Source organism: Pseudarthrobacter niigatensis (assembly GCF_030812615.1).
Classification (GTDB): Bacteria; Actinomycetota; Actinomycetes; order Actinomycetales; family Micrococcaceae; genus Arthrobacter; species Arthrobacter niigatensis.
Genome location: NZ_JAUSTB010000011.1, coordinates 97,580 through 118,172, shown reverse-complemented (window position 1 = coordinate 118,172; position 20,593 = coordinate 97,580). Strand labels below are relative to the sequence as shown.

The 20,593-nt window shown below is 66.7% G+C and carries 21 protein-coding genes and 1 tRNA gene; 15 read left to right on the top strand and 7 right to left on the bottom strand.

Translation table 11 applies throughout. The annotated features are described in order from the left end of the window. Positions 1-13: 13 nt before the first annotated feature. The 7 genes from J2T23_RS15695 to J2T23_RS15665 all read left to right on the top strand — a co-directional run bounded on the left by J2T23_RS15695 (position 14) and on the right by J2T23_RS15665 (position 8,237). Positions 14-625 carry a TetR/AcrR family transcriptional regulator gene (locus J2T23_RS15695; protein WP_307361432.1) on the top strand — a complete coding sequence of 204 codons (612 nt, stop codon included), beginning with the start codon at positions 14-16 and terminating at the stop codon, positions 623-625. Beyond that, positions 625-1,899: a glycosyltransferase gene (locus J2T23_RS15690; protein ID WP_141182178.1), complete on the top strand. Its 1,275-nt coding sequence runs from the start codon at positions 625-627 to the stop codon at positions 1,897-1,899. Before J2T23_RS15695 ends, J2T23_RS15690 begins: the two co-directional genes overlap by 1 nt. An 81-nt stretch (positions 1,900-1,980) precedes the next feature. Next, entirely contained in the window at positions 1,981-3,321 is a 1,341-nt protein-coding gene (locus tag J2T23_RS15685; RefSeq protein ID WP_141182177.1) for a GAF domain-containing protein, read from the top strand. A gap of 171 nt (positions 3,322-3,492) precedes the next feature. Continuing rightward, positions 3,493-5,016, top strand: a complete 1,524-nt coding sequence (exaC, locus tag J2T23_RS15680) for an acetaldehyde dehydrogenase ExaC (protein ID WP_307361429.1) — start codon at positions 3,493-3,495, stop codon at positions 5,014-5,016. Between the two features lie 48 nt (positions 5,017-5,064). Next, positions 5,065-6,087, top strand: coding sequence for an alcohol dehydrogenase AdhP (gene adhP / locus J2T23_RS15675; protein ID WP_307361426.1), 1,023 nt, complete (start codon positions 5,065-5,067; stop codon positions 6,085-6,087). After that, positions 6,087-6,494, top strand: coding sequence for a DUF779 domain-containing protein (locus J2T23_RS15670; protein ID WP_141182175.1), 408 nt, complete (start codon positions 6,087-6,089; stop codon positions 6,492-6,494). Before adhP ends, J2T23_RS15670 begins: the two co-directional genes overlap by 1 nt. A gap of 174 nt (positions 6,495-6,668) precedes the next feature. Further along, the gene (locus J2T23_RS15665) at positions 6,669-8,237 is read left to right on the top strand and encodes an APC family permease (protein ID WP_307361423.1); all 1,569 of its coding nucleotides are present in this window, start codon (positions 6,669-6,671) and stop codon (positions 8,235-8,237) included. 117 nt (positions 8,238-8,354) lie between these two features. On the opposite strand, the gene J2T23_RS15660 is transcribed toward J2T23_RS15665, so the two are convergent. From J2T23_RS15660 to J2T23_RS15650, 3 genes are all read right to left on the bottom strand, one after another. Beyond that, positions 8,355-8,990 (bottom strand): DUF2461 domain-containing protein, encoded by a 636-nt coding sequence (locus tag J2T23_RS15660; RefSeq protein ID WP_141159681.1) that lies wholly within the window; start codon positions 8,988-8,990, stop codon positions 8,355-8,357. A gap of 135 nt (positions 8,991-9,125) precedes the next feature. Next, complete coding sequence (locus J2T23_RS15655; RefSeq protein ID WP_307361418.1) at positions 9,126-10,622, bottom strand: catalase; 1,497 nt, start codon at positions 10,620-10,622, stop codon at positions 9,126-9,128. Between the two features lie 7 nt (positions 10,623-10,629). Further along, positions 10,630-11,115: a Fur family transcriptional regulator gene (locus J2T23_RS15650; RefSeq protein ID WP_141159683.1), complete on the bottom strand. Its 486-nt coding sequence runs from the start codon at positions 11,113-11,115 to the stop codon at positions 10,630-10,632. Positions 11,116-11,195: 80 nt separating this feature from the next. Here J2T23_RS15650 and J2T23_RS15645 point away from each other — a divergent pair, with 80 nt between their 5' ends. Next, entirely contained in the window at positions 11,196-12,467 is a 1,272-nt protein-coding gene (locus J2T23_RS15645; protein ID WP_307361416.1) for an MFS transporter, read from the top strand. A gap of 28 nt (positions 12,468-12,495) precedes the next feature. Further along, positions 12,496-13,362: a zinc metalloprotease HtpX gene (htpX, locus tag J2T23_RS15640; RefSeq protein ID WP_141159685.1), complete on the top strand. Its 867-nt coding sequence runs from the start codon at positions 12,496-12,498 to the stop codon at positions 13,360-13,362. Positions 13,363-13,527: 165 nt separating this feature from the next. On the opposite strand, the gene J2T23_RS15635 is transcribed toward htpX, so the two are convergent. Further along, positions 13,528-14,019 (bottom strand): YajQ family cyclic di-GMP-binding protein, encoded by a 492-nt coding sequence (locus J2T23_RS15635; protein ID WP_141159686.1) that lies wholly within the window; start codon positions 14,017-14,019, stop codon positions 13,528-13,530. Between the two features lie 183 nt (positions 14,020-14,202). Between J2T23_RS15635 and J2T23_RS15630 the strand changes: the two genes are divergently transcribed. From J2T23_RS15630 to J2T23_RS15620, 3 genes are all read left to right on the top strand, one after another. Then, on the top strand, positions 14,203-14,454 hold the full coding sequence (locus J2T23_RS15630; RefSeq protein ID WP_141159687.1) for a hypothetical protein: 252 nt from the start codon (positions 14,203-14,205) through the stop codon (positions 14,452-14,454). Positions 14,455-14,619: 165 nt separating this feature from the next. Next, positions 14,620-14,701, top strand: a tRNA-Tyr gene (locus J2T23_RS15625). A gap of 191 nt (positions 14,702-14,892) precedes the next feature. Beyond that, on the top strand, positions 14,893-15,318 hold the full coding sequence (locus J2T23_RS15620; protein WP_141159688.1) for a CBS domain-containing protein: 426 nt from the start codon (positions 14,893-14,895) through the stop codon (positions 15,316-15,318). Positions 15,319-15,392: 74 nt separating this feature from the next. Here the strand turns inward: J2T23_RS15620 and J2T23_RS15615 are convergent, their stop codons facing one another. Continuing rightward, complete coding sequence (locus tag J2T23_RS15615; protein WP_307361413.1) at positions 15,393-16,391, bottom strand: LysM peptidoglycan-binding domain-containing protein; 999 nt, start codon at positions 16,389-16,391, stop codon at positions 15,393-15,395. A 387-nt stretch (positions 16,392-16,778) separates the two neighbouring features. Between J2T23_RS15615 and J2T23_RS15610 the strand changes: the two genes are divergently transcribed. Beyond that, the gene (locus J2T23_RS15610) at positions 16,779-17,333 is read left to right on the top strand and encodes an acyl-CoA thioesterase (protein ID WP_307361412.1); all 555 of its coding nucleotides are present in this window, start codon (positions 16,779-16,781) and stop codon (positions 17,331-17,333) included. A 93-nt stretch (positions 17,334-17,426) separates the two neighbouring features. Next, positions 17,427-17,861, top strand: coding sequence for a thioredoxin family protein (locus J2T23_RS15605; protein ID WP_141159691.1), 435 nt, complete (start codon positions 17,427-17,429; stop codon positions 17,859-17,861). Positions 17,862-17,929: 68 nt separating this feature from the next. Here the strand turns inward: J2T23_RS15605 and J2T23_RS15600 are convergent, their stop codons facing one another. Continuing rightward, on the bottom strand, positions 17,930-18,208 hold the full coding sequence (locus J2T23_RS15600; RefSeq protein ID WP_141159692.1) for a putative quinol monooxygenase: 279 nt from the start codon (positions 18,206-18,208) through the stop codon (positions 17,930-17,932). Positions 18,209-18,301: 93 nt separating this feature from the next. Between J2T23_RS15600 and J2T23_RS15595 the strand changes: the two genes are divergently transcribed. Continuing rightward, on the top strand, positions 18,302-19,978 hold the full coding sequence (locus tag J2T23_RS15595) for an AMP-binding protein (protein WP_307361409.1): 1,677 nt from the start codon (positions 18,302-18,304) through the stop codon (positions 19,976-19,978). Here J2T23_RS15595 and J2T23_RS15590 read toward each other — a convergent pair. Continuing rightward, on the bottom strand, positions 19,975-20,559 hold the full coding sequence (locus J2T23_RS15590) for a hypothetical protein (RefSeq protein ID WP_307361407.1): 585 nt from the start codon (positions 20,557-20,559) through the stop codon (positions 19,975-19,977). The two genes, J2T23_RS15595 and J2T23_RS15590, sit on opposite strands and share 4 nt — an antisense overlap. Positions 20,560-20,593: the final 34 nt, after the last annotated feature.

The following is a 20,593-nucleotide window of genomic DNA, read 5'->3' as shown; positions in this document are numbered from 1 at the left end:
TAATCTGATTAACATGAATACGGCCGGGGCGGGAACCCGTCCCTACAGCTCCCCCAAGCGTGCCACCTCCGCGCAGGAAACCGGGCGCCGGATCCTGCAGGCAACGCTGGGCCTCTTCATGGAGGGGCCCATCGCCGACGTGACGCTGAACGCCGTTGCGGCCCGCGCAGGGGTGACCGTCCAGACCGTTATCCGCCGCTACGGCGACCGCCTGGGCCTGATCCACGCCACCGCGGAATTCGCTTCAGCGGAGGTTGCCGGCCAGCGGGGTGCCCCTCCTCCCGGCGACGTACCCGCCGCCGTCGACAATCTCCTGGAGCACTACGAAACCACCGGCGCCCTGGCCCTGAAGATGCTGGCCGAGGAGGAAACTTCCCCCGTGCTCGCCGAGATCACCGAAGGCGGGCGGCAGTTCCACCGGGAGTGGTGCGAACGCGTCTTCGCGCCCTTCCTGACGGATGACTTCCTGCCGGACGGGGTGGAGCGGAAGCGCCGCTTTGCCCAGTTCGTCGCCCTCTGCGACGTCTACACCTGGAAACTGCTGCGCCTCGATGCCGGGCTCAGCCGCGACCAGGTGGCCCATTGCCTGCTCGAAATGCTGGAACCCTTCATCCGGAGGCCCTGATGTCCACCGTCCTTGCCTACACCTCTCCCGCCATCGGCCACCTTTTCCCGATGGTCCCGCTGCTCCAGGAGCTGAAGGCCCGCGGCCATGATGTCCACGTCCGTACCCTGCGCCGGCAGGTCCCGCTGCTGCTGGAGGCGGGGTTCCATGCCGGACCGGTAGATGACCGGATACTCGCGGTCGAGGCCGCTGACTACCGCGCCAACAACGCGAAGGCGGCCTTGGCTTCCAGCGTGGAGACCTTCACGGCCCGTGCCAGGTTCGACGCCCCGGACTTGCAGCAGGCCATTGCTGACGTTCGCCCCGACCTGCTGCTCATCGACATCAACGCCTGGGGAGCCCGCATCCAGGCCGAATCCTCGGGGCTGCCGTGGGCCACCTTCAGCCCTTACACCCCGCCGCTGCAGTCGAGGGGAACCCCGCCGTTCGGACCCGGGCTTGCGCCCATGTCCGGCCCGCTGGGGAGGGCCCGTGATGCACTGGCCCGCCGCCTGGTGATCGGCGCCGTGGAAAAGCTGATGCTGCCGCGCATCAACTCGCTGCGGACGGAGCTGTCCGCCGGCCATCTTCCACCTGTCAGCGGTGCGGACGAGATGTTCCGCACCGCGCCGCTGATGCTCGTGGCCACGTCGCAGCCGTTCGAGTACCCGCATCCGGACTGGGGCCCGGATGTGCGGATGATCGGCGCCCTCGCCTGGGAACCGCCGGCCGACCCTCCGGCCTGGCTCCGGGACGGCCAAGGCTCCGTGGTCCTGGTGACCACGTCCTCCGAGTACCAGGCGGACGAAGCCATTGTGCGGACCGCCCTGGCCGGACTTGCCGGGGAGCCCTTCACCGTCGTCGCCACCCTCCCGGCAGCCCGGACCGGCTCGGCAGGTGCCGCCAAAGCCGCCGGCACGGACCATTTCGGGCCTTTGCCGGCCAATGCGCGGCTGGAGTATTTCGTCCCGCATGGACGTGTCCTCGAGCGGGCAGCGGTGGCCATCACCCACGGCGGGATGGGCGCCACGCAGAAAGCGCTGGCACAGGGAGTGCCCGTGGTGGTGGTCCCGTTTGGCCGCGATCAGCACGAGGTGGCAGCGCGGGTGGCAGCAGCCGACGCCGGGGTGCGGCTGAGCCGGAAACACCTTACTCCGGAGCGGCTCCGGGCAGCCGTCCACCAGGCCCTGGGCAAGGCGCCTGGCGCGCGGCGCGTCGCCGCCGGCTACGCTGCCGCGGGCGGAGCAGTTGCAGGGGTGGATGCGCTGGAGGAACTGGTCCGGGTGCGCCGGTGACACAGGGGTGTTGTCCGGCTATGCTGGCTGGGCCACCTTCCAGCCGTGCCTCGCCGGACAAGACTCCGGAACGGGAGTTCGATGACGAACCTGCTCCACCCTGAACCGCGCCAGCGTGCCGCCCTGGCTGGCCATGAGCGCCTTGGATCGGACCCCGGCGCCGCAACCCCCGAGATCCCGGGGCTGCGCAACCTCATCAGGGAGTCCTGGCAGCGCTCGGCGGGCTTCAAGGCCAACCCTGACAATGCGGCCGCGCCGCTGGCCCTCGACTGGGACGAGCTGGAGGACTACCGCCGGCAGCACCCCCTGGCCGCGATCATGCCGGTCATCAACAAATTGCTGGTCCAGCCCAGCCATGACAGCGGGCTCCTGGTTGCGGTGGGCGACGAGGTGGGCAGGCTCCTGTGGGTGGACGGCGACCCCACGCTCCAGCGCCGCGCCGAAGGCATGATGTTCGTCCCCGGTGCAGACTGGTCCGAGGCCAGTGTTGGCACCAGTGCCCCGGGAACGGCCCTGGCCCTGGGCAAGGGCATCCAGATCGCCGGCGCTGAGCATTATCAGCGGACAGTCCATCCCTGGAGCTGCACTGCCGTCCCCTTCCACGACCCCGATTCCGGCGCCGTGCTGGGCGTGGTGGACATTACCGGAACGGCCACCGCGGTGGCGCCGCATACGTTGTCGCTCGTGGAGGCCACGGTGGCGGCCGCCCAGGCGCAGCTGCGGGTGGAGCGCCTGCAGCACGCGGCGGAGCTGGCCAGGAAGCCCGTGCGACGGCGGTCCGCGGCTGCCGCCGGACGCGGCGGCGGTGCCACGGAAGGCAGCCTCTACCGCAACAGCCTGCAGCTGCTGGGGCGCGACCAGGCCCTCCTCAGCCTTGGCGGCAGGACCGTTTCCCTGTCCGCGCGGCACAGCGAGATCCTGGCCCTGCTGAGCGCCCATCCGAAAGGACTCAGCGCCGAGGAACTCTCTTCGCTGCTCTACCCGGGGGATGGCTCCACCATCACGCTGCGGGCAGAGATGGTCCGGCTGCGCAAGGTCGTCCAGCAGCTGAGCCCCGACGCCGTTCCAGGCTCACGCCCTTACCGGCTCCCCCTGGACCTCGTGCCGGACACCGGCCAGGTGCTCAGCTGCCTGCAGCGCGGTGCGCACCGGATTGCCCTGGAGATCTACCGCGGCGAGGTGCTGCCGCGCTCGGAGGCGCCCGGCATTCTCGACCTTCGGACCAGGGTGTCGTCCCTGCTCCGGGAGGCGGTCCTCACGGACGGCAGTGCCGAGTCCCTGCTCAAGTACGCTGCGCTCCCGGAGGCCAGGGACGACGTCGTCATCCGCCGCGCCGCGCTCCGCCTCCTGCCGCCGCGCTCACCCAAGCGGGCCGCCGTGGTGGCCGACCTGGAACGGCTGGAAGCCGAACTGCACGCCTGAACGGCGGCCGGTGTGGTGGAACTTGTCGAAACCGGGTCCGGACAAGTCCACCCACGGTTGTGACCTGCGTCGCATCGTTGCAACCTGGCTGCAACCTCCCCGCTCCTACGCTGGCATCATCGGCGAGCGCCCCTATGGGCCAGCCTTCTGCACAGCAAAGGAGCTAAGCACATGACCGTTTACGCACAGCCGGGAACCGACGGTTCGAAGGTCACCTTCAAGGACCGCTACGAGAACTGGATTGGCGGCGAATGGGTGGCCCCGGTGAAGGGCCAGTACTTCGAAAACATCACCCCGGTGACGGGCAAGGCGTTCTGCCAGGTGGCCCGCGGCACCGCCGAGGACATCGAGCTCGCCCTGGATGCGGCACACAAGGCCGCACCCTCCTGGGGCAAGACGTCCGTGGCGGAACGGGCCGCCATCCTGAACAAGATCGCCGACCGCATCGACGAGAACCTCGAGATGCTCGCCGTCGCCGAAACCTGGGACAACGGCAAGCCCGTCCGGGAAACCCTCAACGCCGATCTGCCCCTTGCCGCGGACCACTTCCGCTACTTCGCCTCAGCAGTCCGGGCCCAGGAGGGCAGCCTCTCCCAGCTCGATGACAACACCACCGCCTACCACTTCCACGAACCCCTGGGTGTGGTGGGCCAGATCATCCCCTGGAACTTCCCCATCCTGATGGCCGTCTGGAAGCTTGCGCCCGCGCTCGCCGCAGGCAACACCGTGGTGCTCAAGCCCGCGGAGCAGACGCCGTCCTCCATCCTGGTGCTGATGGAACTTATCGGGGACCTGCTGCCCGCCGGCGTGGTGAACGTGGTCAACGGTTTCGGCGTGGAGGCCGGCAAGCCGCTGGCATCCAGTTCCCGGATCCGGAAGATCGCCTTCACCGGTGAAACCACCACCGGGCGGCTGATCAGTCAATACGCCAGCCAGAACCTGATTCCCGTCACCCTGGAACTGGGCGGCAAGAGCCCCAACATCTTCTTCAACGATGTTGCCCAGGAAAACGACGCCTTCTACGACAAGGCCCAGGAGGGCTTTGCGCTGTTCGCCTTCAACCAGGGCGAAGTCTGCACCTGCCCCTCGCGGGCGCTGATCCAGGAAGACATCTACGACTCCTTCATGGCCGATGCCGTGGCACGGGTGGAAAAGATGATCCAGGGCAACCCGCTGGACACCGACACGCAGGTCGGCGCCCAGGCCTCCAACGACCAGCTTGAGAAGATCCTGTCCTACATCGACATCGGAAGGCAGGAAGGCGCCAAGGTGCTCACCGGCGGCGCGCGGGCCGAACTCCCCGGCGACCTCGCGGGTGGATTCTACGTCCAGCCCACTGTGTTCGAAGGCCACAACCGGATGCGGATCTTCCAGGAGGAGATCTTCGGCCCCGTGGTGGCCGTAACCCGGTTCAGCGACTACAACGACGCCATGGGCATCGCCAACGACACCCTGTACGGACTGGGCGCCGGCGTTTGGTCCCGCAGCGGCAACGTTGCCTACCGCGCCGGCCGCGAGATCCAGGCCGGCCGCGTCTGGGTCAACAACTACCACGCCTACCCGGCAGGTGCCGCCTTCGGCGGCTACAAGTCCTCGGGCATCGGGCGCGAGAACCACGCCATGATGCTGGACCACTACCAGCAGACCAAGAACCTGCTGGTGAGCTACGACGAAAACAAGCTGGGCTTCTTCTAGGCCCGCTCCGTACCACTGAACCACTACAACGAAGCAGGGATTTCGCCAATGACGACGACAATGCAAGCAGCAGTAGTAACCGAATTCGGCACCGACCTCAAGGTCAAGGACATCGCCATTCCCAAGCCGGGGCCAGGACAGGCGCTGGTCAAGGTCCTGACCACCGGCGTCTGCCACACTGACCTCCACGCCGCGGAAGGAGACTGGCCGGTCAAACCATCCCCTCCATTCGTTCCCGGCCACGAGGGCGTGGGCGAAGTGGTGGCCCTGGGCGAGGGGGTCTCAGACCTCGCGGTTGGTGACCTGGTGGGCAACGCCTGGCTGTGGTCAGCCTGTGGCGACTGCCAGTACTGCCGCACCGGGTGGGAAACGCTCTGCGAGGCGCAGCAGAACGGCGGATACAGCGTGGACGGTTCCTTCGGCGAATACATGCTGGTGGACTCCCGGTTCGCGGCCCGCATACCGGCGGGATCCGACCCCGTCGAGGTGGCGCCGGTGCTGTGTGCCGGCGTCACCGTCTACAAGGGCCTGAAGATGACCGAGACCCGGCCGGGGCAGTGGGTCACCATCTCGGGCATCGGTGGCTTGGGGCATATTGCCGTGCAGTACGCCGTGGCCATGGGGCTTCGTGTCGCCGCCGTGGACATCGCCGACGACAAACTGGCCCTTGCCAAGGCCCACGGCGCAGAACTTACGGTCAACGCGCTGCACGAGGACCCGGCCGAAGTGATCCAGCGGGAAACAGGAGGCTGCCATGGAGTGCTGGTTACGGCGGTGCACCCGTCGGCGTTCGGCCAGGCCATTGGCATGGCCCGGCGCGGCGGAACCATCGTGTTCAACGGATTGCCCCCGGGGGACTTTCCGGCTCCGATCTTCGAGATTGTGCTCAAAGGACTGACCGTCCGCGGTTCCATCGTCGGCACCCGGCAGGACCTTGAGGAGGCCCTGGACTTCTATGCCCGGGGAAAGATCCATCCCACGGTCTCCGTCCGGGGGTTGTCCGAGGTCAACGCGGTGTTCGATGAGATGAAGCACGCCAAGATCGACGGCCGCGTGGTGCTGAGGTTCTGATGCCCGCTGAAGGGTTGGCTGCCGCCGTGACGCTGCCCGGGGAAGACTTCTCCCGGGTGGCGCTCACGCCGGCTGCCGTGGACCTGCTCCGGATGCTGTGGGAAAGGCATGGACCGCTCATGTTCCACCAGTCCGGCGGCTGCTGCGACGGGTCCTCGCCCATGTGCTATCCGGCCGGGGATTTCATCACGGGTGACTCGGACGTGCTCCTGGGGCTGTTCGACCTGGCGGATGGGCTGCAGCCCCGGCCGCTGGAATTCTGGATGTCCCGGGAGCAGTTCAACTACTGGAGCCACACCCACCTCACCGTCGACGTCGTACCGGGCCGGGGCAGCGGCTTTTCCGTTGAAGCGCCTGAGGGTAAACGCTTCCTCATCCGGTCAACGTTGATGGACTGGCCGTCCTAGGAAGTTCGATCAAGAACGCTCGGGGCTCTCCAACCGGAGGGCCCCGAGCCCGTTCACAGAAGAATGTTCGGCCTTAAGGGTGTCTCACTATTCGGGACGATTGGGACCGTCCAGTGGATGGACAGTACCGTTGATAGGTCTGTTTCCCTCACAAACCAGGATTGTGACCCCCTAATGAACCTTCTGCGGACAAAATCCATCGAGCAGTCGATCGCCGACGCCGATGAGCCCGGACGCAAGCTCAAGCGTTCCCTCAGCACCTGGGACCTCATGATCATGGGCGTCGCCGTTGCTGTCGGCGCCGGTATCTTCTCGGTCGGCGCCAAAGCCGCTGCCAACTTTGCAGGTCCCGCCGTGACGCTCTCCTTCGCGATCGCCGCGGTCACCTGCGCGCTGGCCATCATGTGCTACGCCGAGTTCGCCACCGCCATCCCCGTGGCCGGCTCCGCGTACGTCTTTACCTACGCCACCATGGGTGAACTCCTTGCCTGGATCATCGGCTGGAACCTGATCCTCGAGCTGTTCACGGCCGCCGCCGTGATCGCCAAATACTGGGGCATCTACCTCAGCAAGGTCTTCGCGCTCACTGGCCTGGACGTCCCGCCGGCCATCTCGCTGGGAGGCGTGGACCTCTACTGGGGCGCTTTCCTGATCGTGGCCATCTTCACGGTGCTGCTGGTGCTGGGCACCAAGCTTTCCGCCCGCGTGGGCAACATCTTCACCCTGATCAAGATCGCCGTGGTGCTGTTCGTGATCGTGGTGGGCTTCACCTACGTGAAGTTCGAGAACTACACGCCGTTCGTTCCTGCAGCTGAGCCCACGGCCGGCAATGGCGCCGCGGACGTCCTGAAGCAGTCCTTCTTCGGCTTCCTGACCGGTGCCGCTCCCGCCCAGTACGGCACCATGGGCATCTTCGCCGGTGCCGCCCTGGTGTTCTTCGCCTTCATCGGCTTCGACGTGGTGGCCACCTCCGCCGAGGAAGTGAAGAACCCGCAGAAGACCCTGCCCCGCGGCATCTTCGGCGGCCTGGCCCTGGTCACGCTGCTCTACATCCTCGTGTCCCTGGCCCTGACCGGCATGGTGTCCTACACCCAGCTGGCTGAAGCCAAGAGCCCCACCCTCACCACCGCCTTCGAAGCCGTGGGCGACACCTCGGCCGCCAAGGTCATCGCCTTCGGTTCCCTCGTGGGCCTGACCACCGTGATCATGGTGCTCCTCATGGGCCTGTCCCGCGTGGTGCTCGCCATGAGCCGCGACGGACTGCTGCCCCGGGCCCTCTCCAAGACCAGTGACAAGCGTTCCACGCCGGCCCGCCTCCAGATCATCTGCGGCGCGGCGGTTGCGCTGGTGGCGGGCCTGACCAACGTTGACCTGCTCGAGGAAATGATCAACATCGGCACCCTGTCGGCGTTCGTCGTGGTCAGCCTGGGCATCCTGGTGCTCCGCAAGAAGCGCCCGGACCTGAAGCCCGCGTTCCGCGTCCCGTTCGGCAAAGTGGTCCCCATCGTGTCTGCCGTGCTGTGCCTGTACCTGATGACCAACCTCGCCGTGGAGACCTGGATCTTCTTCGGTTTCTGGCTGGTGCTGGGCCTGGCCATCTACTTCGCGTACGGCCAGCGCCACTCACGGCTCAACGAGCGCTTCGCCGAGGCGAACGCGTCGGTCAACGGCACCCCGACGGCTACCGGAACGCCCGGTTCCTCGGTGCAGCCGGCGGACGAAGATGAGCTGAGCCGGACCTGACGGCCGGCCTCAACGGCTGATGCTGAACTGCCCGCCCGGCCTGCGCCGGGCGGGCAGTTGCGTTTCCGGCGCTTCCTGGTTTCCTGCCGGCCCCGCACCCCTGTTGCAGCGCTCCGGTCACGGCGCCGCGTACCGGCCTACCCATTCCACGAGCGGCCGCAGCTCCCGCCACCGTTCCGCGATCCGGTCCCTCGCGGCCGGTGTTGACACCCATTCCGGCTGGCCCACCTCGACGCCCGCGGACAGCGACTTGTGCTTGAGCAGTTCGGCGCGGGGATGGTCCTTGTCGAAACCGCGCGGGACGGTCTTAAGCTTCTCGCCTTCGATGGCAAAGCCGGCCCCTGCCACGGCATCCACAATTCCCTGCAGGGCGGCGCCGCTGGCGGAGGCGTCGGCGGCGGCGCGGAACCGTGCCAGTTGGGCGGGCGTGTGGGAGTGGTAGCCGCCGCCTATCAACAGTCCATCTGCGTTGATCTGGAGGTAGAAACCCACGCCTTCCTGGCGTGCGGCAAATGCTCCCTGGGCAGTCTTGTACGGCGACTTGTCCAACGAGAAACGGATGTCCCGGTTGGGTCGGAAGAGCTTGGCAGGTCCGAACTCGGGCTCCAGCTCGGAGAGCAGGAGGGTGAGCGGCTCCTTGACCGAGGCGTCATACGTTGCCTTGTGTTCCAGCCACCAGTCGCGGTTGTTGTTGTCCTCCAGCTGCGCGTAGAAGCGGAAGGCTTCCGGGGGAATACCTGCGAAAGTGTTCATTTACGGAGCCTACGGCTGCCGGCCGCCAGCGGCCAGATCCCCCGTTGCCGTATGTGCACAACCGGGACCGGACAGCAGAACACCCCGCCACGGATGACCGTGGCGGGGTGTTCTTCAGTTCAGCCGGCAGGCAGGTCAGCCGATCTTGTTGGCGGACTCTGCATCCGAGGTGGGCGCCGACGGGGCAGCCACGGTGCCGAGGTTGGCGCGCAGCTTGGCGCCGAGCTCTGCGTCAACGTTGGTCCAATACTGGATGGCGCGTTCCTTGATGCCGGGGCTCTGCACGCCGCCCACGGCTCCACTGATGGTCTCCAGGAAGCGGGCCTTGGCGGCCTCGTCGTAGACCTCGCGGTACAGCGCGCCGGCCTGGACAAAGTCGCCGTCCTCGGCGTGCAGGGTGTGCGCGGAGAGGGTGAGCTCGCCGTCGTTCTCCCAGCCGCCGGCCGGGTTCTGCGGCTCCACGGCAGCCGGGCCGCCCACGGAGTTCGGCGCGTAGACCGGAACCGAGGGGGCGTTGAACAGGAAGCGGCCCTGCCCGTCCTGGCTGTAGTTGTTGACCTGGTTCTTGGGCTGGTTCACCGGGATCTGGGCGTGGTTGGTGCCCACCCGGTAGCGGTGTGCGTCCGCGTAGGAGAAGATGCGGGCCTGCAGCATCTTGTCCGGGGAGGCGGCGATGCCGGGCACGAAGTTCGACGGCGCAAAGGTGGCCTGCTCGATCTGCGCGAAGTAGTTCTCCGGGTTCTTGTTCAGCTCCATGGTGCCCACCTTGATCAGCGGGTAGTCCGCGTGCGGCCACACCTTGGTGAGGTCGAACGGGTTGAAGCGGTAGGTCTTGGCGTCCTCGTACGGCATGACCTGCACGTGCAGGTCCCAGGACGGGAAGTTGCCCGCGGCGATGTTCTCGGACAGGTCACGGATGTAGAAGTCGGCGTCGGAGCCGGCGAGCTGTTCGGCCTGCTCGGAGCTCATGGAGTTCACGCCCTGGTTGGACTTGAAGTGGTACTTGACCCAGAAGCGCTCGCCCTCGGCGTTGATCCACTGGTACGTGTGCGAGCCGTAGCCCTGCATCTCGCGCCAGGAGGCGGGCAGGCCGCGGTCACCCATGAGCCAGGTGACCTGGTGGGCGGACTCGGGGGACAGGGTCCAGAAGTCCCACTGCATGTCGGCGTCGCGCAGGTGGGTGCCCGGCAGGCGCTTCTGGGAGTGGATGAAGTCCGGGAACTTGATGCCGTCGCGGATGAAGAAGACGGGGGTGTTGTTGCCCACGAGGTCGTAGTTGCCCTCGGTGGTGTAGAACTTTACGGCGAAACCGCGGGGGTCGCGCCAGGTGTCCGGGGAACCGTTCTCGCCCGCGACGGAGGAGAAGCGGATCAGCATCTCGGTCTCGACGCCGGGCTGCAGGAACGCGGCCTTGGTGTACTTGGAGATGTCCTCGGTGGTCTTGAACGTGCCGAATGCGCCGCCGCCCTTGGCGTGCACTACGCGCTCCGGAACCCGCTCGCGGTTGAACTGGGCGAGCTTTTCGACGAGGTAGTGGTCGGTCAGGATGATGGCACCATCGGCACCAACTGACTTCGAGTGAGCGTCGGACGTAACCGGCGCACCTGACTGGGTTGTGGAAACGGCAGTCATTGTTCTCCTATTTCTCTTTTTCTTGCGAGGGACTGTGGGGAGGAAGCTGTTGGGCCTGCTGGCATTCCTGGCAGATGCCCTGGTACATGACGTCCGCGATCTGGATGGTCATCGGCTTGGCGTCCGGGTTCCAGTGCGGCGTGAGGCAGGGGGCATGGCCGACGGCGCAGTCCACATCCTCCACGCGGCCGCAGCTGATGCAGATGGCGTGGTGGTGGTTGTCGCCCACGCGCGTCTCATACAGGGCGGGGGAGTGCGGCGGCTCGAACCGGCGCAGCATGTGCAGGTCCGTCAGGTCGCCGAGGACCACGTAGACGGACTGGGCCGTGAGTTCCGGCAGCTCGGCCCGGGCGGCGGCAAGGATGCTTTCGGCAGGGGAATGGGGGTGGCGTTCGACGGCGGCGAGTACAGCGAGCCGCTGCTTGGTCACCCTGCGGCCGTGGGCGCGCAGGGCTGCTGCCCATGCGTCCTGGCCGTCAAAGTGCTCCGTCATGGCTCCATTGAAACACTTATTATTAATAACTCACAATAAGGCTCGGCTTACCTTCCCGCGCTGACCGCTAGTGTTGCGGGGTGGGGAAAATACTTGCCGATGTCACGCCGCTCAAGGAAAGCCCCGCATTCCGCCGGCTGTGGCTGGGATCGGCGGTATCCGCCGTCGGCAGCCAGCTGACCCTGGTGGCGGTGAGCCTTGAGGTGTACCGGCTGACCCAGGACAGCTTCTATGTGGGCCTGCTGGGGATCTTCGCCCTGGTGCCCCTGGTGATTGGCGGCCTGATGGGCGGCTCGATCGCCGACGCGCACGACCGCCGCAGCATCGCCCTGCTGGCCTCCACTGTCCTCTGGCTGACCACGGGGCTGATAGCGCTGCAGGCCTGGACGCAACTGGGCAACGTCTGGGTGCTGTATCTCCTCGTGGCGCTGCAAAGCGGGGCCCAGGCCATTAATCAGCCCGCACGCAGCGCCATCATCCCCATGCTGATCCGGAAGGAGCTCCTGCCTGCGGCCAACGCCCTGAGCATGCTGTCGCTTGGCCTTGCCATGACCGCCGGGCCGCTGCTGGCCGGCGTCCTGGTGGCGTGGCTGGGGTTCGGCTGGACCTACACCATCGACTTCGCCAGCTTCGCGTTCGTCCTGTGGGCTGTCTACCGGCTGCCGCCGATGCCGCCGGCAGGTACCCGCAGCAAAGTAGGAATCCGTTCCGTGATTGAAGGATTCCGCTTCCTGGGAACGCGGCCCAACCTCCGGATGACCTTCATCATCGACCTCGTGGCCATGATCCTTGCCCAGCCGCGGGCCCTCCTGCCCGCCGTTGCCGCCCTTATGATCGGCGGCGGCGAGGCCACCGTGGGCATCCTGCTGGCCTGCACCGCCGTCGGGGCCTTCCTGGCGGGCCTGTTCTCCGGCCCGCTGGGCAGCGTGCGCCGCCAGGGGACCGCCGTCGTCATCTCCGTGATGGGGTGGGGCGCGTCCATCGGCGCGTTCGGGCTGGTGGTGCTCCTCGCGGGGCCGGCGCCGGACGGTGCGGTGACCCTGTGGCTGCTGCCCGCGGCCGCCTGCTGCGCCCTGGCCGGGATCGCCGACTCCATCAGCAGCGTCTTCCGCAACACCATCCTCCAGGCCGCGGCGCCCGACCACCTGCGCGGACGCCTTCAGGGCGTGTTCATTGTGGTGGTGGCCGGCGGGCCGCGGATCGGGGACCTGCTGGCCGGCGGCGCGACTAAGCTTTTGAATGAGGGCTGGGTCCTGCTGGTTGGCGGTGTGCTGTGCATCGCGGGGGCGTGGCTGGCGGCAAAACTGCAGCCCGGCATCCGGAAGTACGATGCCCGGAACCCGGTGCCCTAGCAAGCCGTTCCTTAAGCAAGGAGGAAACGTGCACAACCATCACAATGGCCTGAAGACCGCGGCACTGTTCGGCGTGCTGTGGGCGGTGCTGTTGGGCCTGGGCGGACTGATCGGTGTAGGGACCCGCAGTTCGGCGCCCATCTGGATCATGGCCCTGGTCGGCGTCGGCACCACGTTCTACGGGTACTGGAACAGCGACAAGATCGCCATCCGCTCCATGCAGGCCTTCCCGGTGACCGAAGCCCAGGCGCCGCAGCTGTACCAGATTGTCCGCGAGCTCTCCACGCGTGCCAACCAGCCCATGCCGCGGATCTACGTCTCGCCCACCATGAACCCCAACGCCTTCGCCACCGGACGCAACCCGCAGAATGCCGCCGTTTGCTGCACCGAGGGCATCCTTCAGCTCCTCAATGCCCGCGAACTCCGCGGCGTCCTGGGCCACGAGCTGATGCACGTGTATAACCGCGACATCCTCACCTCGTCCGTGGCCGCAGCCGTCGCCGGCGTCATCACGTCGGTGGGGCAGATGCTCCTGTTCTTCGGCGGCGGTGACCGGCGCAACGCCAACCCGCTGGCCATGATCGCCATGGCACTTCTGGCGCCCTTTGCTGCGTCGCTGATCCAGATGGCCATCTCGCGAACCAGGGAGTACGACGCCGATGAGGACGGTTCACAGCTCACGGGGGATCCGCTGGCGCTCGCCTCAGCCCTGGCCAAGATTGAGCGCGGCGTCGGCATTGCCCCGCTGCCGCAGGACCAGCGGCTGGTCAACGCCTCGCACCTGATGATCGCCAACCCCTTCCGTGGCGGCGCCATGAACAAGCTGTTCGCCACCCACCCGCCCATGCGGGACCGGATTGCCCGGCTGGAGCGGATGGCGGGCCGCCAGCTGTAGCCGGGAACCCGCCGTCGGACCCCGCGTGGCGACGCGCACCTGCTCTGCCGACGCGCCTGGTCACCTGTGACGCGCAAAAAGGCTGGCGCGCCCCGAATCCGGGGTGCGCCAGCCTTTTTGCGTGTCGTCCAACTGGTTGCGCGTCGGGAACGACGGCGGGAAGGGCTAGCTGCGGAAGTTCACAAACTGCAGGTCGGCTTCCTCGAAGTCCTTCAGCAGGGCCATGGTGGCCTGCAGGTCGTCGCGGGACTTGGAGGACACGCGCAGTTCGTCGCCCTGGATCTGCGACTTGACCGACTTGGGCCCTTCGTCGCGGATGAGCTTGTTGATCTTCTTGGCCAGGTCCTGGGCAATACCTTCCTTGATGGAGGCCTCCAGACGGTACTCCTTGCCCGAGGCGTAGGGTTCCCCCTCGTCCAGGGACTTCAGTGAGATGCCGCGCTTGATCAGCTTGGACTGGAAGACGTCCAGGACGGCCTTCACGCGCTCTTCCGAATTGGCCTTCATCAGGATCTTCTCGCCGCTGAAGTCGATCTCGGCGCCAACGCCCTTGAAGTCATAGCGCTGGGCGATTTCCTTCTGGGACTGGTTGAGCGCGTTGGCCACTTCCTGCTTGTCCACTTTGCTTACGACGTCGAACGTTGACTCGCCTGCCATGACTCTCCTTTGTTGATGGGAGCCCCGCGGATACAGGGCCTGGATCACTGGCATCCAGCCTAATACGGATGCCCGGGCCGGTGGGGGCGGCCCATTCACAGTTCCCTCTCAGCGGACGCACCGGGGGAACGAAGGCGGGCTGGCGAGAGTTGGAGCAGATGGACCGCAGTTGAAGGGAACACCATGCACCGCAAAGCCGCCCGATACGTTACCCGCACTACGACAGCAGCAGGGGCGGTGGCAGCGGCGGCGTCTTCGGTGGCGGCCGCTGCCGTGGCGGCTTCAATTGTCTTCAGCCCCGTGGCCGACGCCTCGTCCCGGATGGATGGCGTGCGGGCAGACCTGCAGCGGGCCGTGCAGCTGAACCAGATCACTGAGGAGCAGGCCCTGAGCTTCGAAGCCAAGCTGGCAGGACGGATCCTGGGGGAGGGCTGACGGCTGGAATTCCGCGCCGTTTTGCCGGTTTTGCGGCGGTGGCGCCCCCGATTCGATTCTTCGCCGGAAGTTCTGTAAAGTTGTCTTGCCCGCGGTTACTGAAGCGGAAAGGGCCGGAAACGTTCCTTCCGAACACTGCATCGGCGGGTACTTCTTTTGAAGTTCGGCAGATTACCCGAGCGGCCAAAGGGGGCTGACTGTAAATCAGCTGGCAACGCCTACGGGGGTTCGAATCCCTCATCTGCCACCCAAGGAAAAGCCTCCGGAACCATCAGGTTCCGGAGGCTTTTTCGTTGCCCTGGATCCACCGCGGAGCCTTCCGGCAGGGCGTCGCTGCGCCGTCGACACCATGGTGGTGCGGGCGTAATCTGGCAGCATCGGCGCATGTGCCCCCCCGATGCCCTGCGTCGATATTTCCCATCGATGAAGGAGGATTCAGTGAGTGCCGTACGTGAATTCATGACCACTGATGCGCGATGTATCAGGGAAAACGAGTCCCTTGTGGACGCGGCCCGCATGATGAAGGACCTCGACTGCGGGGCGCTTCCCATCTGCGGTGACGACGGCAAGTTGAAGGGCATGATCACCGACCGCGACATTGTGCTCAAATGCGTCGCCGCCGGCCGCGACCCCGGACAGATGATGGCCCGCGACCTGGCCTCCGGCAAGCCATACTGCGTGGATGCCGATGCCAACATCGATGAAGCCATCGGCATGATGGAGGAGCACCGGATCCGCAGGCTCCCGGTGATCTCGGACCACAAACTGGTGGGCATCATCAGCCAGGGCGATATTGCCCGCAACTACTCCGAACAGCGCGTGGGCGAACTGGTGGAGCACATCTCAGAACGCCACACCGTGTAGCGCATGATGCCCTTGTCCGCGGATCCGGGCCTTCAAGGTTCGGATCCGCGGACAAGCTCATGAATTCCGGGGTTTCAGTTCAGCGCGATCAGGAGCATCGTGCTGGTTCCCGGAATGCAGGTCTGCAGGATGGCCCTGGGGAAGCCGCCGAAGACCGCGATGACGTCGTTGGTGGTTCCGGGATTCGGGACCGTGCCTCGCCCGGTCACCGTGTACGTTCCATAACCCGGGATGCTTACCGCCTCACCCACGCCGATGCCCGAGAACCGGGCCCACCCGCCGCAGAAATCGTGCTCGGTGATGAAGAGCGAGAAGCCATCATTGGGGGTGTAGTGGATCGGCCCGATGCACGCGTCCACCATGGACTGGTCACCCGAACCCGCTACATAGATGGTCCGGACGGCAGGAGCAGCCGGCACGACGACGGGAGCCGGGGCGGGTGCCGGTGCAGCCGCCGGTGCTGCGGCGGCGGCGGGGGCCGCGGGAGCCGGAGCAGGTGCGGGCTCGGCGACGGCAACAGGCGGCCCCGTCAACAGAAGCGTCTGGCCCGGGAAGATGATGCTGAAGGCACCCAATCCGTTGGCGGCCAGCATGGCATTCATGTCCACGCCATGGGCGGCCGCGATCGCGCCCACGGTGTCTCCCGGGACCACCGTGTACAGGTTGGGGTCACCCGCAGGTTCGGGTGCGGGGGCCGGCTCAGGCGCCGGGACCGGAGCGGCAACAGGTTCCACTGGCGGGGCAGGGGGCGCCTCTGCCGCGGGTGCTTCCGGCTGTGCCGCGGCTGCGGGCACTGCTGCGGCACCGGGCCCGGCCGCGTCACTTGGTTCGGCGCTGGGCGGTGGTGGGGCGGCCTCCGCCACCTGGGCCGCCGCCGTCGTGCTCCCGTCAAGGGACACCGGTGGTGCTGCAAGTGCGCCGACGCCCACTGCGGCCACCACCGCCGCGGTGGCCATGCCGGCCCATAGCTTGTTGCTGATGGCCGGGCGGCCGGTGGTGAGGTCGGTCCGCGGTTCGTCGGTGGCGAAGCTTCTGCTCGCGTTGTCGGGGGAGGGGATTGTTGGCTGTTTCATGGGTTGCCCATCAGGTTTCGGTCCAAGCCGTGGCGATGCGGTGCGCGCCAGGACATTGGACGGATCGAGATGCCAGTGCACCGCCGGCTCCGGCGGCTGCCGGAGCCAATGGCGGCGCAGTATGGAGTCATCCGCACACCCAGAAGATGCGGAGCTCCGCGTGAAGGCAGGAACGGCCGGAAGCCACCCGGCGGACCTGCCAGTGCATGTTTGGTCCTAGGAATCCCGAGTCTAGGAAGCATGCCAACGGCCGGGCACCAGTAGGGATTACCCGACTTTCAAGGCCCGCTACTCGCCCGGACCGGGACTGCTACTCGACGCCAGGAGCCTGGATACTTGCTGGCGGGGGCCCTGCCGGAAAATGTTACCCGCGGGTAACATGGGAACATGCACCTGCTCCTGAGAACCCTCCTCCTGCTCTTCCGCTCCGGCCGCCGTCCGCAGTTAGCGGTGTGGGACCCGGCGTCCCTGCCCCTGCGCGTCCTGCCGACGGACATCGACATCGCCATGCACGTCAACAACGGCATGTACCTGTCCCTGATGGACCTGGGCCGGTTCGACCTCATGGTGCGCAGCGGCGTCTGGAAGCGGATGCGCCGCCACGGCTGGAGCCCGGTGGTGTCCGCGGAAACCATCTCCTTCCGCAAGTCGCTGCAGCTGTGGCAGGAGTACGCCATCGAGACCCGCATCATCGGGCTGGACACCAAGGCGATCTTCTTCGAGCAGAGGATGGTGGCCGACGGCGAGATTTACGCCCGTGCCTACATCGCCACCCGGCTGGTCACCAAGGGCGGTCCGGTCAGCCAGGACGACATCCTCGCGGAGTTCGGCACCCCGCCGGAGGACCTGGTCCTCCCCGAATGGATCCACGAATGGCGCGCCTCCAGCGCCCTCCCCGGCAGCCGCACCCCCGCCCCGCACCTGTGGGATGCCACCGCCTGACCCGGCCGGCCGGCGTCGTCCGCCCGGTATTCCCGATGACGCGGGGAGCGAACATCCGCGACACGGGCAGTCCCCGGCGCGTAGCGTAGACACATGGCTACCCTTGACATCACAGGTGAACAGTTCGCATCGACGATCGAAGGAAACGACATTGTCCTGGTCGATTTCTGGGCAGAATGGTGCGGTCCCTGCAAGCAGTTCGGGCCCACCTACTCCACCGTTTCCGAGAAGCACCCGGACGTCCTCTTCACCAAGGTGGACACCGAAGCGGAGCAGCAGCTCGCGGCGGAGGCAGGCATTACCTCCATCCCCACACTGATGGCCTTCCGCGAAAAAGTGCTGGTGTTCTCCCAGCCGGGTGCGCTGAACGCCCAGCAGCTGGAACAGGTGGTTGACGCCGTGAAGGCGCTGGACATGGAAGAAGTCCACGCCCATGTGGCCAAGCAGCGCGAGGAAGCGGCAGCCGCGGCGGGCAAGCCTGCCGGCCAGGGCGGACCGCAGGACGGCACCCAGATCCCCGACTTCTAAGACCCGCTTAAACGCAGAATGCGGGACCTCCCTCCGGAGGTCCCGCATTCTGCGTTTAAACGGTTGCGCTAGACGCGTTCCACCTTGACCGGTTCGGCCAGCAGGGCGCTCAGCGATTCGTTCAGGTCCTGCACCGCGATGCCCTTGGAGTGCCTGTCCAGGTCCTCCTGGGAGGCCCACTGCTCGGTCAGGACCAGCTTCTCCTCGGTGGCTTCGGTCAGTTCGTACCGGATGCAGCCTGGCTCCTTCACCACCTCGTCGATGGCGATTTCCAGGGCCAGCTTGACGCGGTGGAACTCGCCGTCGTTGGGGATGAACGTTGCTATCAGGTCAATGGGTGCACTCATGGATTTCACAATACCGGGCGCCCGGGAACGAACCGGCAGTGTTGCGGTGCCGGCCTGCTTCTCCTGCCGGGATCCTGTTGGTAGCGTGCCATCATGCGTGCTTACACAGCCGGGGACACTGACGTCCCGCTCCTGGAGGAAACCATTGGCGCGAACTTTGAGCGCGTCGCCGCGCAGTTTCCCCTCCACGACGCCCTGATCGAGGCCGCGCCGGTGCCGGGCGGCGATGCCCGCCGCTGGAGCTATACCAAGATGAACGACGACGTCGACCGGCTGGCCCGCGCGCTCCTCGCCCTGGGCGTCGCCAAGGGGGAGAGGGTGGGCATCTGGAGCCCCAACTGCGCCGAATGGACGCTGCTGCAGTACGCCACCGCCAAGATCGGCGCCATCCTGGTCAACGTCAACCCGGCCTACCGCAGCCATGAACTCGAATTCGTGGTCAAGCAGAACGGCATGCGCACGCTGGTCACGGCGCCGTCGGACACCAACAGCGATTACGTGGCCATGGGCCGCCAGGCCCTCCTCACCTGCCCGGACCTGCAGGAGCTCGTCTTCCTTCCGGACCACGGCCTGGATGCGCTGACGGCCGGCAGTCCGGACGGCGATGCGGAGCTGACCTACGGCGAGCTGCTCAAGCGTGCCGACGCCGTCGGGCACTCGCGCCTGGTGGCCCGCATGGCCGAACTCAGCCCGCACGATCCCATCAACCTGCAGTACACCTCCGGCACCACGGGCTTCCCCAAGGGCGCCACGCTGACCCACCACAACATCCTGAACAACGGCTTTGCGATCGGTGAACTGCTGGGCTACACGGAGCGTGACCGCGTGGTCATCCCGGTGCCCTTCTACCACTGCTTCGGGATGGTGATCGGCAACCTGAATGCGCTCAGCCACGGTGCCGCGACCATCATTCCGGGCCGTGGCTTCTCGCCCGCCGCCGCACTCGAGGCCGTCCAGGACTTCGAGGGGACCTCCCTGTACGGCGTGCCCACCATGTTCATCGCCGAGCTCGCGCTCCCCGATTTCGGTTCGTACGATCTCTCCACGCTCCGCACCGGGGTCATGGCGGGCTCACTGTGTCCCATCGAGGTAATGAACCGGGTTATCGCGGAGATGAACATGGTGGACGTGGCCATCTGCTACGGCATGACGGAGACCTCGCCGGTGTCCACCATGACGCGCAAGGGCGACACGCTGCAGCAGCGCACCGAGACCGTGGGCCGCACCATGCCGCAACTGGAGAGCAAGATCGTGGATCCTGCCACCGGGGAAGACCTGGAACGCGGGCAGATCGGCGAACTCTGCACCCGCGGCTACGCCGTCATGGCCGGATACTGGAACCAGCCGGACAAGACCGCCGAGGCCATCGACGCAGAGGGCTGGATGCACACCGGGGACCTGGCCCGCATGGACGACGACGGCTATGTGGTGGTGGAAGGCCGCATCAAGGACATGGTGATCCGGGGCGGTGAGAACATCTACCCCCGCGAAATCGAGGAATTCCTCTACACCCACCCGGACATCCAGGACGTCCAGGTCATCGGGGTCCCGGACACCCGGTACGGTGAGGAGCTGATGGCCTGCATCATCCTCAAACCGGGTGCCGGGCCCCTTGACGCCGCCTCCCTGGCAGAGTTTTGCCGCGGGCGCCTGGCGCACTACAAGATACCCCGGTACGTGGAGGTCCGGGAGAGCTTCCCCATGACGGTCTCCGGGAAGATCCGCAAAGTCCAGATGCGCGAGGAAGCGGTGGCCCGGCTGGGGCTCTAGGCATCCCTGCGGCGGCGGCCGGTGCCTGCCCGGATAGCCGCGACTGCCGCGACGGCCACCGCTGCCAGCGCCGCCACGGCCAGGACCGCCCTGCCCTCCCACCCCGCCGGGGAGAGCTTGCGGGTGCTGGCCGCGCCGGTGACCTCGTTGGCCGGGATATCCCACTCCTCCTGGGAGGGAAAGATTCCGGGTGGGAGCTGCACCTCGCGCAGTTCCCGCCGGGCGGCGAGCCGCTCGCGGACCTCCGGGTTCGGGGCCGGTTCCAGGTTGTCCGCGGCAATGGCCGTAGGGTAGTCGATGATGTAGGGCTCACCGTAAAACGCCGACGACGCCACGGACTCCACCCAGGTGCCGGGAGGCGGGGCCACGCCGCGGGCGGCAAAGGCTGAAAGCAGCATGTCCCGGATCTCTTCCAGGCTTCTGCCTTCGGCGTCCCGCGACACGTCGAAGATGGCCAGCTGCAGCCTGAGCTTCTCCTCGGCGCCCGGATCCTGGGCGTCCGGATCCAGGACGGCGGGATCCTGGGACGTTCCGGGCACAGCCTCGGAGTTGGGATAAGTGCTGCCTGGTTCGGAGCTCATGGGATCCTTTCGGTCGACGGTGCCTGCCAGCCTG

Excerpts from the sequence above, each read along its gene's own strand:
- J2T23_RS15695 (WP_307361432.1), top strand. The coding sequence starts at position 14 with ATGAATACGGCCGGGGCGGGAACCCGTCCCTACAGCTCCCCCAAGCGT.
- J2T23_RS15690 (WP_141182178.1), top strand. The coding sequence starts at position 625 with ATGTCCACCGTCCTTGCCTACACCTCTCCCGCCATCGGCCACCTTTTC.
- J2T23_RS15685 (WP_141182177.1), top strand. The coding sequence starts at position 1,981 with ATGACGAACCTGCTCCACCCTGAACCGCGCCAGCGTGCCGCCCTGGCT.
- exaC (WP_307361429.1), top strand. The coding sequence starts at position 3,493 with ATGACCGTTTACGCACAGCCGGGAACCGACGGTTCGAAGGTCACCTTC.
- adhP (WP_307361426.1), top strand. The coding sequence starts at position 5,065 with ATGACGACGACAATGCAAGCAGCAGTAGTAACCGAATTCGGCACCGAC.
- J2T23_RS15670 (WP_141182175.1), top strand. The coding sequence starts at position 6,087 with ATGCCCGCTGAAGGGTTGGCTGCCGCCGTGACGCTGCCCGGGGAAGAC.
- J2T23_RS15665 (WP_307361423.1), top strand. The coding sequence starts at position 6,669 with ATGAACCTTCTGCGGACAAAATCCATCGAGCAGTCGATCGCCGACGCC.
- J2T23_RS15660 (WP_141159681.1), bottom strand. The coding sequence starts at position 8,990 with ATGAACACTTTCGCAGGTATTCCCCCGGAAGCCTTCCGCTTCTACGCG.
- J2T23_RS15655 (WP_307361418.1), bottom strand. The coding sequence starts at position 10,622 with ATGACTGCCGTTTCCACAACCCAGTCAGGTGCGCCGGTTACGTCCGAC.
- J2T23_RS15650 (WP_141159683.1), bottom strand. The coding sequence starts at position 11,115 with ATGACGGAGCACTTTGACGGCCAGGACGCATGGGCAGCAGCCCTGCGC.
- J2T23_RS15635 (WP_141159686.1), bottom strand. The coding sequence starts at position 14,019 with ATGGCAGGCGAGTCAACGTTCGACGTCGTAAGCAAAGTGGACAAGCAG.
- J2T23_RS15630 (WP_141159687.1), top strand. The coding sequence starts at position 14,203 with ATGCACCGCAAAGCCGCCCGATACGTTACCCGCACTACGACAGCAGCA.
- J2T23_RS15615 (WP_307361413.1), bottom strand. The coding sequence starts at position 16,391 with ATGAAACAGCCAACAATCCCCTCCCCCGACAACGCGAGCAGAAGCTTC.
- J2T23_RS15610 (WP_307361412.1), top strand. The coding sequence starts at position 16,779 with ATGCACCTGCTCCTGAGAACCCTCCTCCTGCTCTTCCGCTCCGGCCGC.
- J2T23_RS15605 (WP_141159691.1), top strand. The coding sequence starts at position 17,427 with ATGGCTACCCTTGACATCACAGGTGAACAGTTCGCATCGACGATCGAA.
- J2T23_RS15600 (WP_141159692.1), bottom strand. The coding sequence starts at position 18,208 with ATGAGTGCACCCATTGACCTGATAGCAACGTTCATCCCCAACGACGGC.
- J2T23_RS15595 (WP_307361409.1), top strand. The coding sequence starts at position 18,302 with ATGCGTGCTTACACAGCCGGGGACACTGACGTCCCGCTCCTGGAGGAA.
- J2T23_RS15590 (WP_307361407.1), bottom strand. The coding sequence starts at position 20,559 with ATGAGCTCCGAACCAGGCAGCACTTATCCCAACTCCGAGGCTGTGCCC.